At 44.9% G+C, this 15,176-nt stretch carries 15 protein-coding genes; 11 read left to right on the forward strand and 4 right to left on the reverse strand.

The genetic code is table 11. The annotated features are described in order from the left end of the window. Nucleotides 1-241: 241 nt before the first annotated feature. The 6 genes from A1QO_RS19715 to A1QO_RS19740 all read left to right on the forward strand — a co-directional run bounded on the left by A1QO_RS19715 (nucleotide 242) and on the right by A1QO_RS19740 (nucleotide 6,218). Nucleotides 242-886: a fumarylacetoacetate hydrolase family protein gene (locus A1QO_RS19715; protein ID WP_017034771.1), complete on the forward strand. Its 645-nt coding sequence runs from the start codon at nucleotides 242-244 to the stop codon at nucleotides 884-886. 85 nt (nucleotides 887-971) lie between these two features. After that, nucleotides 972-1,511 (forward strand): chloramphenicol phosphotransferase CPT family protein, encoded by a 540-nt coding sequence (locus A1QO_RS19720; protein ID WP_017037583.1) that lies wholly within the window; start codon nucleotides 972-974, stop codon nucleotides 1,509-1,511. A 384-nt stretch (nucleotides 1,512-1,895) separates the two neighbouring features. Beyond that, on the forward strand, nucleotides 1,896-3,074 hold the full coding sequence (gene coxB, locus A1QO_RS19725) for a cytochrome c oxidase subunit II (RefSeq protein WP_026027107.1): 1,179 nt from the start codon (nucleotides 1,896-1,898) through the stop codon (nucleotides 3,072-3,074). After that, complete coding sequence (gene ctaD, locus A1QO_RS19730) at nucleotides 3,071-4,702, forward strand: cytochrome c oxidase subunit I (RefSeq protein WP_017041944.1); 1,632 nt, start codon at nucleotides 3,071-3,073, stop codon at nucleotides 4,700-4,702. The genes coxB and ctaD overlap by 4 nt, the downstream gene beginning before the upstream one ends. Further along, complete coding sequence (locus tag A1QO_RS19735) at nucleotides 4,702-5,337, forward strand: cytochrome c oxidase assembly protein (RefSeq protein WP_017034767.1); 636 nt, start codon at nucleotides 4,702-4,704, stop codon at nucleotides 5,335-5,337. Before ctaD ends, A1QO_RS19735 begins: the two co-directional genes overlap by 1 nt. Beyond that, nucleotides 5,334-6,218, forward strand: a complete 885-nt coding sequence (locus A1QO_RS19740) for a cytochrome c oxidase subunit 3 (RefSeq protein ID WP_017037587.1) — start codon at nucleotides 5,334-5,336, stop codon at nucleotides 6,216-6,218. Before A1QO_RS19735 ends, A1QO_RS19740 begins: the two co-directional genes overlap by 4 nt. A 34-nt stretch (nucleotides 6,219-6,252) precedes the next feature. Here A1QO_RS19740 and A1QO_RS19745 read toward each other — a convergent pair whose 3' ends face one another. Then, a complete protein-coding gene (locus tag A1QO_RS19745; protein WP_017034765.1) occupies nucleotides 6,253-6,534 on the reverse strand; it encodes a DUF2909 family protein in 282 nt (93 codons plus the stop codon). Nucleotides 6,535-6,556: 22 nt separating this feature from the next. Between A1QO_RS19745 and A1QO_RS19750 the strand changes: the two genes are divergently transcribed. From A1QO_RS19750 to aroG, 5 genes are all read left to right on the forward strand, one after another. Further along, nucleotides 6,557-7,441 carry an SURF1 family protein gene (locus A1QO_RS19750; RefSeq protein WP_241790494.1) on the forward strand — a complete coding sequence of 295 codons (885 nt, stop codon included), beginning with the start codon at nucleotides 6,557-6,559 and terminating at the stop codon, nucleotides 7,439-7,441. Further along, nucleotides 7,438-7,986 (forward strand): hypothetical protein, encoded by a 549-nt coding sequence (locus A1QO_RS19755; protein ID WP_017034763.1) that lies wholly within the window; start codon nucleotides 7,438-7,440, stop codon nucleotides 7,984-7,986. Before A1QO_RS19750 ends, A1QO_RS19755 begins: the two co-directional genes overlap by 4 nt. A gap of 190 nt (nucleotides 7,987-8,176) precedes the next feature. After that, on the forward strand, nucleotides 8,177-9,193 hold the full coding sequence (locus A1QO_RS19760; RefSeq protein ID WP_017041945.1) for a COX15/CtaA family protein: 1,017 nt from the start codon (nucleotides 8,177-8,179) through the stop codon (nucleotides 9,191-9,193). Continuing rightward, nucleotides 9,186-10,112, forward strand: a complete 927-nt coding sequence (gene cyoE / locus A1QO_RS19765) for a heme o synthase (RefSeq protein WP_017039180.1) — start codon at nucleotides 9,186-9,188, stop codon at nucleotides 10,110-10,112. Before A1QO_RS19760 ends, cyoE begins: the two co-directional genes overlap by 8 nt. 234 nt (nucleotides 10,113-10,346) lie before the next feature. Next, nucleotides 10,347-11,399: a 3-deoxy-7-phosphoheptulonate synthase AroG gene (gene aroG / locus A1QO_RS19770; RefSeq protein WP_017034760.1), complete on the forward strand. Its 1,053-nt coding sequence runs from the start codon at nucleotides 10,347-10,349 to the stop codon at nucleotides 11,397-11,399. A 91-nt stretch (nucleotides 11,400-11,490) separates the two neighbouring features. Here the strand turns inward: aroG and A1QO_RS19775 are convergent, their stop codons facing one another. The 3 genes from A1QO_RS19775 to A1QO_RS19785 form a co-directional block, all read right to left on the reverse strand. After that, nucleotides 11,491-12,231 (reverse strand): MBL fold metallo-hydrolase, encoded by a 741-nt coding sequence (locus tag A1QO_RS19775; RefSeq protein WP_017034759.1) that lies wholly within the window; start codon nucleotides 12,229-12,231, stop codon nucleotides 11,491-11,493. Then, complete coding sequence (locus A1QO_RS19780) at nucleotides 12,209-12,838, reverse strand: hypothetical protein (protein ID WP_017039179.1); 630 nt, start codon at nucleotides 12,836-12,838, stop codon at nucleotides 12,209-12,211. The genes A1QO_RS19775 and A1QO_RS19780 overlap by 23 nt, the downstream gene beginning before the upstream one ends. A gap of 232 nt (nucleotides 12,839-13,070) precedes the next feature. After that, entirely contained in the window at nucleotides 13,071-15,137 is a 2,067-nt protein-coding gene (locus A1QO_RS19785; protein ID WP_017041946.1) for an alpha-amylase, read from the reverse strand. Between the last annotated feature and the right edge of the window lie 39 nt (nucleotides 15,138-15,176).

The following is a 15,176-nucleotide window of genomic DNA, read 5'->3' on the forward strand; positions in this document are numbered from 1 at the left end:
TTACGCTAAATAGTGAAACACCTTCTATTTATAGGAGGTGTTTTTTATTGTCTAAAGAAAAGGAATGAGTAGAGCATAAACGATAACGGCGAGGTATCGGGTTCATAACTTTGAGTGGATGATCTTAGTTTTACATTTAAGTCGCTAGGTTTGTCTTAAAAGTCATATAAATAACGCTCGACTCGGTTATTATTTGCGCTCGATTGTATTTGGCTCTGTTTTTTATATTCAAGGAAGAATCATGCATAGCGTACGAGTTGATGACACCACGGTAACCCCTTCTAAAATTGTTTGTATTGGCCGCAACTACCTTGAACATATCCAAGAACTGAATAACGCCATTCCCGATGAAATGGTGGTGTTTAATAAACCCAATAGTGCGCTAACCCATCGTCTCTTATCGAATGCTGCGCGATCGGGTGGTCTGCAACTTTCAGAATCCGACACCATCCATTATGAAGGTGAAATCTGCTTTGTGATCAAGAATGGACAAATTGATGCAGCAGGTATTGGCCTTGATCTCACCAAACGCGCATTGCAATCTGAATTAAAAGGAAAGGGGCTTCCATGGGAACGCGCCAAGAGCTTTGATGATTCTGCCGTCTTTAGCCGTTTTGTTTCAATGCGTGATATTAATATTCAACAACTTCAGATCGAACTGTTCATTAATTGTATGCGTGTTCAGTGTGGCAGTGTGAATGAGATGATTTATTCTCCATCAACTATTTTGGCTGAGCTTCAAACCTATACGACACTCTGCGATGGCGACATCATTATGACAGGCACCCCAAAAGGGGTCGGGGAAGTTCACCAAGGCGATATTTTTCTTGCGCGTCTAAAGTGTGGGGAAACGACGTTAATAGAAATAGAATGGGTAGCTGAATAACTTATGGCTCCATAACTTACCACTGAATAACTGCGCATTTCTGTAATGGTGTTATTCGCTCCATTTTTCTCTATAAGGCACACTTATGTTACCCGATGTTATTATCTTAAACGGAACAGGAAGTAGCGGCAAAACCAGCATTGCTAAGCAACTTCAAGAGCGGCTTCCATACCAGTTTCTTAATTTTAGTATCGATGCGGTATTGTATTCACTTCCTCCAAGTGATTTGCAAGCCATGATGGAAGGCCGACCCATTGATCGGCAGGGCTACGATTACGCCCAATTGGTTGAGGGGTATCACCGCTGCATCCCGAGTTTATTAGAATCTGGCGTGAAGTTGATACTCGATAATGCATGGGTAGATAAGGAAGAATACCAACAACTCCGTTCACTTCTTTCATACTACACTGTCTGTACGATCGGTGTTAAATGCGATTTGGACGTCGCTAAAAAGCGAGAAAAAGCGCGTGGAGACCGAGCCATCGGGTTAGCCGAATACGAATTTCCTCTGGTGCACCAGGGCATGGATTACGATTTTGTGATCGATTCAAGCCATCGTTGCCCGCAAGAACTGGCGCAAGACTTACTCCATCAACTAACCCTATCTTCGTTTTCTACTGCTTAAACCTTAAGATGACATTATCTAAACAGAGTGATTACTTTCGGCAGATTGGGACTCTTTACCTCGTCTGCCAGCTTGTTCGTTTCCCCTAATCGAATATAGAAGAGCTCTCTCCTCCTTGGTATCACTGCCATACAACATAACTGACCAATAATTTTACGATTCTCAGCGTCGAGTTCTAACCCTGTTTGTTCGTGAGACATAGCCGTTTGTTGCTATCACTTTCTTGCGCATTTGATATTCCCTACTAGCATTAGTTAACATAAATGTAACAAAATGTTCTGGAATAGCTGTTTCTAGGGAATTTACCATACTGAATTTTAAATGGGTCATTGCCATTTAAATGGTTCACTAAGGTTGGTGGTGTATGGGCAGAGGAGAACTCTTTTGAAAAGACGATCAGTCACGAGCTGGCTATGGAGTGGCATAGCGCTGCTCTTTACTTTTTCACCTTGCGTTTTTGCAGAATCATCAATGAATATGACTCAAGGCGTGACGGGTATTAGCCAGCAAGTCTACGATTTGCACATGCTTATTTTTTACATTTGTTGTGCGATTGCCCTCGTTGTCTTTGGGGTGATGTTTTATTCCATTCTTAATCACCGTAAATCTAAAGGCGCCGTTGCCGCTCACTTCCATGAAAGTACCAAAGTCGAGATTATCTGGACGGTGATACCGATCATCATTTTGGTGGCGATGGCGATTCCGGCGACGAAAACGCTCATTGCAATGGAAGATACGTCTCAGTCTGAACTGACAATTAAAGTAACGGGTTCTCAATGGAAATGGCACTACAGTTATTTTGGAGAGGATGTTGAGTTTTATAGTTTACTGGCAACGTCCTCAAAACAGATCGAAGGTATCGAAGAGAAAGGTGCGCATTACTTACTCGAGGTTGATCATCCACTCGTTGTCCCTATCAATCGAAAGATTCGCTTTTTAATGACGTCCGACGACGTTATCCACTCTTGGTGGGTACCAGACTTTGCTGTCAAGAAGGATACGATTCCCGGCTTTATTAATGAAGCTTGGACCAAAATAGATAAGCCTGGTGTCTATCGCGGTCAGTGTGCCGAGTTATGTGGCCGCGCCCATGGGTTTATGCCTATCGTGGTTCATGCCATGGAAGAATCACAATATGAAACCTGGTTAGCCGATAAAAAAGCAGAGATAGCGCTGGCTCAGCAACAAGCCAACGCGGCGCTGACTGCCTCGTTGTCACTAGAGGAATTAATGACTCAAGGCGAACAGATCTATGTGGATCGCTGTGCCGTCTGTCACCAGGTGGCAGGTACGGGGATACCGGGTGCCTTCCCTGCGATTAAAGGCAGCAAGATCGCGACGGGTAACATCGATGATCATTTAGACATCGTGGTGAATGGGCGTTCAGGAACGGCAATGCAAGCGTTTGTGAATCAGCTTAGTGAACAAGAATTAGCGGCGGTGATTACTTATCAACGGAATGCGTGGGGCAACGATACGGGTGATGTCGTTCAGGCCTCTGATGTCAACGAGTTCAAGGGAAAGTCGTCTCAATTAGAAGATCCTAAGGAAGCAGCGCAATGAACAAGTCTATGGATAGCAAAATAAAAGCGGCGCAAGCTACCGATGCCGATATGGGCGGTGCGCATGGCGCTGATCATGATGAACATCATACTCCGACTGGGATAGGGCGCTGGCTATTTTCAACCAATCACAAAGATATAGGGACTCTATATTTGTGGTTCAGTCTCATCATGTTTTTCACCGGTGGGGCGATGGCGATGGTGATTCGGGCGGAATTATTTCAACCAGGATTGCAGCTCGTTGAGCCTGATTTCTTTAATCAAATGACCACAGTCCATGGTCTTATCATGGTGTTTGGTGCCGTGATGCCAGCCTTTACCGGGCTCGCGAACTGGATGATACCTATGATGATTGGTGCGCCTGATATGGCGTTGCCGAGAATGAATAACCTCAGCTTCTGGATTCTACCTTTTGCCTTTTTAATACTGATTGGATCACTCTTTACACCTGCTGGTGGCCCGAACTTTGGTTGGACATTCTACGCGCCGCTATCAACCACCTTTGGCCCAGATAGTACCGCGTTATTTGTGTTTTCTGTGCACATCATGGGGATCAGTTCAATCATGGGGGCCATTAATGTCATTGTGACCATTGTAAATATGCGAGCTCCAGGTATGACTTGGTTCAAAATGCCGTTGTTTGTTTGGACATGGCTGATTACCGCCTTTTTGCTTATCGCCGTCATGCCGGTGTTAGCCGGTGCCGTGACCATGGTTCTGACTGATAAGTATTTTGGCACCAGCTTTTTTGATGCGGCGGGGGGCGGAGATCCGGTCTTGTTCCAGCATATATTCTGGTTCTTTGGACACCCTGAAGTTTACATTATGATTTTACCGTCGTTTGGGGTTGTTTCCGCTATATTACCCGCTTTTAGTGGTAAAAAGCTGTTTGGTTACCATTCAATGGTGTACGCAACGTGCAGTATCGCTTTGTTATCGTTCCTTGTTTGGGCTCACCACATGTTTACCACGGGAATGCCGGTTTTTGCGGAACTGTTTTTCATGTATTGCACCATGTTGATCGCAGTGCCCACGGGGGTTAAAGTCTTCAATTGGGTCGCAACAATGTGGCAGGGTTCGCTGACGTTTGAAACGCCTATGCTGTTTTCTATCGCGTTTATTGTGCTCTTTACGATTGGTGGCCTTTCTGGATTAATGCTTGCGATCGTCCCCGCTGATTTTCAATATCACGATACTTACTTTGTGGTGGCACATTTCCATTATGTGTTGGTGTCGGGAGCGGTCTTTTCAATTATGGCCGCAGCGTACTATTGGCTTCCGAAATGGACCGGGAATATGTACGATGAAAAACTCGGCCTGCTGCACTTTTGGTGCTCTGTTATCTCGGTGAATATTCTCTTCTTCCCTATGCACTTCTTGGGTTTGGCCGGTATGCCAAGGCGTATTCCTGATTACGCCATCCAGTTTGCCGATGTCAACCAAATCGTCTCAATTGGTGGGTTCATCTTTGGGTTTTCGCAACTGATTTTTTTATGGGTCGTGATCAAATGTATCCGTGGTGGAAAGAAAGCGCCGGCGAAGCCTTGGGATCGCGCAGAAGGGCTCGAATGGACAGTGCCTAGCCCTGCGCCCCATCACACGTTCACCACGCCACCTAAAGTGGATTAATGGAGTTGAGTGCAATGAATGCAAAAAATCAACCCAGTAAACCCCATAAAAAACTCACGATAAAACTGCTGTTCGCGGTGGTGGCAATGTTTGGATTTGGTTTTGCATTGGTGCCTATTTATGACGTGATGTGCGACACATTGGGTATCAATGGAAAAACCAATACGAGCTCAGCGATACAGCCAAAGGGAATGGAACCTGATACTTCTCGAACCGTTCGTGTGGAGTTTATGGTCCATATTAATCAAGGCATGCCTTGGCAATTTGCGCCTAAGCAAACCGTGATGGATGTTCATCCTGGGCAGGTGATACAAACGGCTTATATCGCGTACAACGAATCGGACACGGCACTTGTTGGCCAAGCGGTGCCTTCTGTTTCTCCGGGCCTTGGCGCTGCGTATTTTAATAAAATCGAGTGTTTCTGCTTCAATCAACAGCCGCTGGCAGCCAGTGAAAAAGCGGAAATGCCACTTATTTTCTACATTGAACCCGATATCCCAGATTCCATTCATACATTAACTTTGTCCTATTCTTTATATGACATCACAGATGTTGAGAAAATCAGCCCAACATTGGCGATACAGACCGGGGCGATACAGGCGGATGAAATACGTATTGCAAGGAGCAAACCATGAGTTCTAAACATCAACATTATTATGTTCCTGCGCACAGTAGTTGGCCTATTCTCGCCGCCGTCGCGTTGTTTCTCGTCGCGGTAGGCGCTGGGTTAACGGTACAGAACTTAGAATCCCAAGGCGCTGGAAGTACTTTTGGACGGATTGTGTTATCTATCGGATTTGTGGTGCTACTCGCGATACTTGCAGGTTGGTTTGCCAATGTTGTATCGGAGTCACTGTCTGGTCTTTATTCCGATCAAATAGATCGTTCATTTCGACAAGGAATGAGTTGGTTTATTTTTTCTGAGGTGATGTTTTTTGGTGCGTTTTTTGGTGCGTTGTTTTATGCCCGAATGATATCGGTTCCTTGGATCGGTGGGGCGGGTAACAATGCCATGACTCACGAGGTTTTATGGCCCGCCTTTGAGGCTATGTGGCCTTTGGAGTTGACGCCTGGAGGAGAAACCACTCAAGCGATGCCATGGCAGGGAATACCTCTTGTTAACACCATTTTGTTGCTGCTTTCTTCCATTACTTTGCATATGGCACACATTAGCCTTGAAACCAATAAACGCATGGCTTTAATCGTCTGGTTAGAGCTGACGATTGTCCTGGCTGGCTTCTTCTTATATTACCAAATGGTTGAATACAGCCACGCTTATCAGGATATGGGGCTCACGCTGTCGTCGGGTATCTATGGCAATACGTTCTTTTTATTAACCGGCTTTCATGGTTTGCATGTTTTCCTCGGGACCCTTTTCTTGGTGGTGCTTCTAGGGAGGATTGCAAAAGATCACTTCACACCCCACGACCATTTCGCTTTTCAAGCGGGGAGTTGGTACTGGCACTTTGTTGACGTAGTGTGGCTGAGTTTGTTTATTTTCGTTTATGTCATCTAGCTATGTCACCTGGCTATGTCCTCTAAGAGTGCCATTAATAAGGACGAGAATTAGGTTCTATGAAACCTCCCATCAGCGCAATGAGAATAAGGATGACGACGAAAGCGGAAATCATCACCCGTCGGCCCAGGTAATAGCTCATGGATCGCTGGGTGCCTTTTTGGGAAGAAGTAGAGTGCTCTGAGTCAGGACTTTGCTCTGAACAAGAACTTTGTTCTGAAGAGGGAGCTCTCACCATTCTGACTAACGCGATAGCGAGATTGATAACGATAAACAGCAGAAGCAGGATCAAAATGACTTTAAAGAGAAACGACATAGTTTGGCCTTTAAGGACGTTATTGAGTTCAATACGTTTTTGGCTTGGTATGTTGTTAACTGTGGTTGTCTTTTCTGCTTTGGTCAAACTGGGTTTTTGGCAGTTGTCGCGGGGTGAGGATAAGCAGCAAGTCGAATCTGAATTGTCGCAACGACTTGATGCGTCTTCGATTTCTTTAGATTTGGCGGTGAGCCGCTTTGACCTGCACTCATTGACTGGGGTTAAAGTCTCAGTGGATGTCACTCCACTCCCGTTGAGCGATGTCGCGACAGTGCTGTTAGACAACCAAACCTTTGAGGGGAAAGTTGGGTATCTTGCGTATCAGGTGGTGTCTGACGGTGATCAACGGTTTTTTCTGCTTGAACGAGGCTTTGTGGCAGGTTTAAAGCAGCGGTCACAACTTCCAAATGTGACATGGATAGATGAGCCACAGGCGATGGAAGGGCGTTTGTACCAAAAGTCGATCAATCCATTAAGCAGCGATCTTGGCTTAGAAATGACCAATCCATTGCGGATTCAAAACCTCAACATCCCCGAGCTTTCTCGTGAACTGGGCCTCACATTAGAGCCGTTTGTCTTTCAACCTCAGCAAGATGGCTGGCCTTATCAACAACCCTGGCAGCCTGTCCCTATGCGTTCAGCTAAGCATTTTGGGTACGCGGTTCAGTGGTTTTCAATGGCGCTGGTTTTTGCGCTATTAAGTGGTTATGTACTGGTGCGCGCAGTGAAAAAAATAAAGAGACAAGGCCATGATGTCGATGCGAATAACCCGGTTTTGGACGTTAACCAAGATGGCTCAAAAAATATGGACTATGCTTTAGAAACTAATGGTTTAGTAGAGGATAAGGGGTTAACAGAAAATACGGGCTTAGCAGAAAATAATCGTCGTCATAAGGAAAAAATATGAAAAATACTGTTTGGCGGGGCCGGCTTTTATTGTTATCGCTTATTTTTGTTTTTGCGATACCAGTGATCAGTGCCAAGTTGATTCTAGCAAACCATTGGTATGAACCCGGTGTCACTAACCAAGGGGTGTTAATCGAGCCTTCGACAACATTCAGTCAATTGGGTACGGATAACCCACTAGAGCAACAAAGTTGGCAACTGGCCTATGCCGTTCCCGAGGTATGCGACACATTCTGCGAAAAACAACTCCATCTTTTGGGCCAAAGCTATATCGCCCTCGGCCAATACAAAGAGCGAGTCGAACCCGTACTTCTATTGACACAACGAAGTGATACCAATGCGGTGAAAGACTTTCATTATCGATCTATTGAAGTGACGGAAGCTTTTTCTGAGCGTGTGGGCGAGTTTGAAACCGTCATCGTTGACCCACTAGGTCAGCTGGTCATTCGATACCCGAAAGCCGTCAATGAAGGCGATCTTGTGGATCAGAGTAAAGGATTACTCGCAGACTTTAGAAAGCTACTCAAATTATCTCGAGTTGGTTAAGTTGAGTATTTGAGCCGTTAAGTATTGAATCTTTACGTAGTGAGAACTTACGTAAAGAGAAATAAGCGATGTCTTTCTTGTAGAAGCAAGAAGCAAGGAACAAGAAACAGGTAGTAACCAGAAACAGTTAGTAACACGAAACAGTTAGTAATACGAGGCAATAGGGAACATCTAGAAACAAGGAATGTGTATGAAATTGATGGTGTTAGTTCGAACCGCAATAGTTTTGTCGATTTTTGTCATTGGGATGGGAGCCTATACACGTTTGGCGGATGCTGGATTAGGTTGTCCAGATTGGCCAGGATGTTATGGGCAGATTCTAGTGCCAAGCGGACAAGAAATTTCAGAGGCGAACAGCGCATTTCCAGAGCGAGCGGTTGAACCCCAAAAAGCGTGGTTAGAAATGATTCATCGCTATTTAGCGGGGACATTAGGTCTGATCATTTTTGCTATAACCGCCTTGTGTATCCGTCAAAAATCAATGACACCAACGCTACCCATTACATTGAGCGTGGTTACTATCTTTCAAGCTTTGTTAGGGATGTGGACAGTCACGCTAAAACTATTGCCCATTGTGGTGATGGCGCATTTAATCGGTGGATTTTCCGTATTGGCCTTATTATCGATGATCGCGTGGCGATTGAATCGACAGCGTGAACCGATCAATCATACGATGATTCCTCCTTCACTGAGAGCCGCTGCATTATTCGCTTTCATTGTGGTCGTCTTACAAGTCATGTTAGGTGGGTGGACTTCCTCAAACTATGCCGCATTGATGTGTAGCAGCCTACCTATTTGTGAAGGTAACTGGATCGAACAGCTCAATTTCTATTCTGCTTTTGATTTTTTCCAAGCTGGCCACTCCAATTATGAGTTTGGTGTTCTGGATTACAGCGCTAGGATGACAATTCATGTGTCACACCGGATCGGTGCCATCATTACCGCTCTCGTCGTCATTTATTTGGCTGCTCGATGCATTGCGAGCGCAGAACCTCAGCTTAGTGGAGTAGGCTGGAGACTACTATTGGTATTGATGCTGCAAGTGGCTCTTGGGGTGAGTAATGTTCTGCTTTATCTGCCACTCGGCATTGCGGTTGCCCATAATTTAGGGGCGGCACTATTAGTGTTAGCGGTATTGCATACCAATTTTTTACTTTGGCAGCCTAATAGGGAAATAGAGTTCGGCAAGGAGAGTGTTCATGAATAAATCACAAATGGTCATAGAGGAAAGTGTCCAATCTCGACCAAGATCGAAACTGAAGTCTAAACCGAAATGGAAAGTCTATCTCGCATTAACCAAGCCCAAAGTGATCGCCTTGATGCTATTAACTGCAGTGGTGGGAATGTGCTTATCGACGACCAGTCATTTGCCGTGGCAGCCAACTCTGTTTGGGCTGATTGGTATTGGTTTGATGGCCAGCGCCGCCGCCGCATTTAATCACCTAATAGATAGAAGAATCGATGCCATCATGGCTCGAACTTTTAAACGCCCTTTGCCTTCCGGAGAAGTGGCCGCAGTGCGTGTTTTCCTGTTTGCTTTATCACTGGGTATCGTTGGTTTTACATTGTTATACGCCATGGTGAATAGTTTAACCGCATGGTTAACGTTTGCGAGCTTAATCGGTTATGCCGTTGTATATACTTTGTATTTAAAACGAGCGACACCACAGAATATTGTTATTGCTGGGATAGCCGGAGCAATGCCACCGTTATTAGGTTGGACGGCAATCACGGGTGAATTACACGCGAACGCTTGGTTACTAGTGATGATTATCTTCATATGGACACCGCCACATTTTTGGGCTTTGGCGATACATAGAAAAGACGATTACGCTCGTGCGGATATCCCTATGTTACCTGTCACTCATGGCGTTGAGTACACCAAAACGTCGATTCTGCTTTATACCGTGTTGCTCGCGCTTGTTTGTATGTTGCCCGTGTTAGTGGGAATGAGTGGCGTCATTTATCTCACCGTTTCATTAGCGTTAAGTGCTGGTTTCATTCAATCGGCATGGAAACTGAAATTCACGGATAACAGCGGGCAAGCGATGCAGACGTTTAAGTTTTCTATCTACCATCTGATGGTTTTGTTTGCAGCGCTGCTGCTCGATCATTACCTCGTCTAGCTTTTAGTCAATGATGAGCAAGCAATGAGTAAGTAATGAATTGGGTGTAAATAAAAATATACACCAAAGTTAAAGTGTAAATATATAGGTAATATTGCCTTTTGTTTAAATTAATGATTGAACTTTTCCTGCTTAGTCGATAAGTTACAAGCAACAGGAAATGATTCACCGAGTCCCTGTATTGTATTTGGTACCGATAAACTCGGAAGTTAGACAAATAGGAAGTAGTACGCAATGTTTCAGACTGATGATGTAAGAATTAACAAAGTAAAAGAACTATTACCACCCGTTGCTGTTTTAGAGAAATTTCCAGCAACTGAAACAGCCTCTTCGACTACGTTCCAATCTCGTGAAGCGATTTCAAATATCCTACAAGATAAAGATGACCGTTTATTAGTGATCGTTGGCCCTTGCTCAATTCATGACACAGAAGCGGCGATTGAATACGGTAAGCGATTAAAAGTACTGCGTGACGAATTAGGTGACCGCCTAGAAGTCGTGATGCGTGTTTACTTTGAAAAACCACGTACAACCGTTGGTTGGAAAGGCTTAATCAACGACCCATACTTGAATGACACATTCAAGATCAACGATGGGTTACGTACAGCGCGTAAACTGTTGCTAGACCTGACTGATATGGGCATGCCGACAGCGAGTGAGTTTCTCGATATGATCTCGCCACAATATGTGGGTGACCTAATTAGTTGGGGAGCCATCGGCGCTCGCACCACAGAATCTCAAGTCCACCGTGAGCTGTCTTCTGGTCTCTCTTGTCCAGTCGGTTTTAAAAATGGTACCGATGGTAATATCAAAATAGCGACGGATGCGATTCGTTCCGCAAGTGCCTCTCACCATTTCTTATCGGTGACTAAATTTGGGCACTCTGCAATCATTGAAACCAGTGGTAACCCAGATTGTCATATCATTCTACGTGGTGGTAAAGAGCCGAACTTTAGTGCTGACCATGTTGGTATTATTAAACAAGAGTTGTCTGCTTCTGGCCTACCAGAGAAAGTGATGATCGACTTTAGTCACGCGAATAGCTCTAAACAGTACCAGCGTCAAATGGTGGTTTCTGACGACGTAGCGAACCAAATTGCGGGTGGCGAAAACGCTATCTTCGGTGTGATGATTGAATCTCACCTTGTCGAAGGCCGTCAAGATTTAGTCGAAGGTCAACCGCTGGCTTATGGTCAATCGATCACAGACGCATGTATTGGTTGGGATGACACAGAAAAAGTATTACGCCAACTGGCTGATGCAGTCGAAGCTCGTCGTAACGCTTAGACTGAGTCAACAAAATGAGTAAATGGCTTTCATCTGAAAGCCATTTTTTTTTGTGTATCACAATTGATTAATTGATTAATTGATTAATTGATTAATTTGAGTTAATCGCAATGCCGACATCTAACGCATCTAACCAGTCAAGAAATCGCTTCACATCATCCCCTTGGAAAATCCCGCCGTGCTGCGGGCACATCATATCGATATCCAATTTACTGACTCTTTCAATCCAATCTCGTTTGGCACGGTTTGAAGGCATCCATCGCTTGTGAAAGTACTCCATTTTTGGAATGTGGTCGTTAAAGTCCTCAACAAAAAATGGCGCGTCAGGTTGATCCATTGCGGCACCAATATCACCAGACATGAGTATCTTTGCTTCCGGATCGTAGACTGAAAAATTACCGGATGAATGCATATAGTGAGCCGGTATGAATTGAATTTCCTGTCCGGAAAGAAGCACTTTCCCCCCATTATCGGCAATGCCTGAAAAGGTAATAGACTCCATACCAAAATGCCGAATAAAAGATTCCCACAGCCAAGGAGTATGCAAGGTGGCCGAGGGTAAAGCTTTATCCCATAAACCGAGAGAAGAAATAATATCGGGATCTTGATGGGAGGCAAACAAATGCACGATGTGTTCAATGGGCACTTCTTTGACTACGCAACCCAGCATGGCTGAAAATAGCTCAATACCGCCAGGATCAAGTAATATCGCCTGATCACGGTTAACGATCATGTACTGGTTCGTATCAACAATTTTATCTGGTTTATCTGGATCTCGAGCAAAAACAACCCATCGATGTTGTCCTTTTTCATACAGTACTTTTGATTGCATAGTTCACCCTGGCAAAAAGAGAAAAGAGTCTAAGGGATTGTAAAACATGCTTTTGAATTGCTTCAGCAAGTTCAGTCACGCTCTCGGCGATAGTATTGAGTTGAGCTTGGTATTTTTCATCAGCCTGAGAAGCCTCAACACTCAACATGGTGGAAATTATTTGTGCGATCCGCAATTCGTCATACAGTGTTTGCAGCATGTCATGAAGGCTTTTGGCTTCAGAATAAAAACGATGACTGATCTCTGAATATTCCGAGAGGTTGTTGTCTCTCGCGATATCCAATGTGCGGAGGTATTGTGCGTCGGGATTTTTTAAATACACCCATTCAAACCGATCAACGGCCGATGAGGCACGGGTGCCCGCAGTGGCCATTTTGCTTAGATTTTGCGCTTTGACATTGATGGTTTGAGAAGTTTCAAGGGTGACTTTAACCAAGTCATCTATGGAATCCGTAATTGGGCGAAACCCAGCGGCGCTTTCTCCAGCCCTTAATGCTAAGGCTCTGGCATTGCTGGCGACTAATAGCAATCGTTTTGCGATCAGCATGCCTCGATTCAGCTCAGCGGCAACTTCCGCTGCAATTACAAATACAGGTTTACTAGCCATAGATATTGTCAATATTCATTAACTTATAATGATTAACTATAGACCACATATTTAAAGTGCAAGAGCTCATCGCTAGATAATAGCGTCGATTAGGCCAACGTAATCTGAATCCGAAGGGTGCTTGCCAATGCAAGTACCCCTCTATTACTGTCATTTCCATCTTATCTAAAGCTTTTGAGTACGCTACGCTCTAAAGCACTCGAAGCCTTAATGTTTGGAAAGCGCGAATACGTTAATGACCCACAAACGCGACCACCACTTTATCGCTCTCTAATTGACGAGAGAACACATACGCGTTGTCTTGTTGAATTTCCATGTGTGTTCCTGCGCCTATCGCTGGGTGGCGTTGGCGAAATTGCCCAAGCGTCTGCCAATGCGTTAGCAATGATTGTCTTTTAGCATCCAACGTCCAAACCATGTCTGATCGGGTTCCTTGGTGGAAATCATCCGCATAGGGCCCAATGTTCCTGGCGACTTCATCCCCGTAGTAAACTTGGACTGCACCAGGGCTTAACAGTAATGCGTTGGCGGCATTGCGTTGGATATCAAACGACTTAAAGCGACTAAAAAACAGTTCGGTATCGTGAGACGACATATAACTCACAGGAAGAAAATCGTCCGATTGTTGCATTTTCTCTGTGTAGTCTTGGTAAGTCTCTGCCATTTGGCTGAAGCACACGGCGCCTTTATCTAGCTTCTTCTGCATATCAAAGTTGATGAGTGCGTCAAAGCCATCATCAAAATAGGGCGTTCGATAGGCTGAATGGCCCCACACTTCGCCCATCATCCAAAATGGCTGACCCTTAGTATTGTTTTCACTTCTCCAACGTTCCAAGTTTTCACTCGCTTGGTGCTTGAGCCGTTTCCATTCATCACTTTCAACATGTTTTACGGTATCTACCCGAAAACCATCGATGCCGAATCGTTTCACCCAGTCCGTCTGCCATTCAATTAAGTAGTCACTGACCGTGTATTGGTCTCGGTGCTCGACGCGAGTTCCAGGGTTTTTCATTAACCAAGAGGGTGGAGTGACAAACTCATCGGATTCAGTCAGAAAGTCGGGTAACCCGGCTAACGTCATCGTGATATCACTAGAGCCGGGCTTTGGGTAATTGGGAAGGCCTGCTCTGACCCAATCTCCGCCCCACCAATGGCTCCACTGATCGCTCTTATAATCAATGCCCTGATGAAAATCATGCCAATTTTGGTTCGGTTGTGGTGTCCACTGGCTAACGGGGGTTGGTATGATGTTGGGATCGATGACGTCGATGTCATCGAATTGCAGGTCGGCTAAAGTCGCGTAACCTGAGTGATTGATGACCGCATCAAGAAGCACTTTCATTCCGCGCTGGTGTGCACCATCGACTAAGGCTTTTAAGTCCTCATCTTGGCCAAAGTTCTCATCAATTTTTGTGAAATCTCGAGTCCAATAGCCATGGTAGGCATAGAAAGGGAAACTACCACTGTCGCCACCACCGACAAAACCGTGCACTTGTTCAACGATAGGAGAGAGCCAAATGGCATCGGTTCCTAGGCTCTGAATGTAATCTAGCTTATTGATGACACCTTTAAGGTCTCCTCCATGAAAAGTCCCAACTTCGTCGCGTCCATCTTTTCTTCGGCCGTAGCTTTGATCGTTGTCACGGTCACCATTGTTAAAGCGGTCAACCATAACAAAGTAAATATTGGCGTTTTTGTAGGTAAAGGGCTGTTGTTTGATTTCAAGATCTTGAATTTCAGGAGTATAGGGTTCGAGCAACATTAAACCGCCGCTTTTAGGTGAAACGGTTAAGGTCACTTGCTGATCTTGAACGGTGACCTGCTGCTGGCTAAACACCTCTCTCAGCAGGGTTCCTTCAGGGAAAGTGTCGGCCAACTGAATGGTATGGTGAGTAACGGTGTTTTGTTCACATTGAAGCTTGGGCAGAGGGCGCTTAAACGCGGGTTGGCTACTGGCTTTGGCTTGGCGATTGAAAAGTAGTGTGTGCTTGTCGGCATCGAAGTGAAACGCATAATCGCCAGTAAAACGAATTTTTAGGGGAAGAATAAGCGGCTCAGAGCAGGATAGTTGAATAGGATGGCTGAACTTCACTTTTTGTTGCTGATTAGCCTGGCAATCCCCTTCAATTCCGGAAATTTTTAGGGTGTAGCTATCTTTGGCAAGGGAAACCACTAAAGGCGTGTCACTGTTTAATGGGAAATCACGGCTCGTTGTCGTTGTTGTTATGGTTAAGTTCGGGCTGGCCATGCTTGTCGATGCTATAAGAGACAAAAGCAACCCTATAGAGATCTTTTTCACGTTCAATCCTTAAATATGTGATGAGATAGGTGATGGAAA

The sequence above is a fragment of the Vibrio genomosp. F10 str. ZF-129 genome (genome assembly GCF_000287055.2).
Taxonomy (GTDB): domain Bacteria; phylum Pseudomonadota; class Gammaproteobacteria; order Enterobacterales; family Vibrionaceae; genus Vibrio.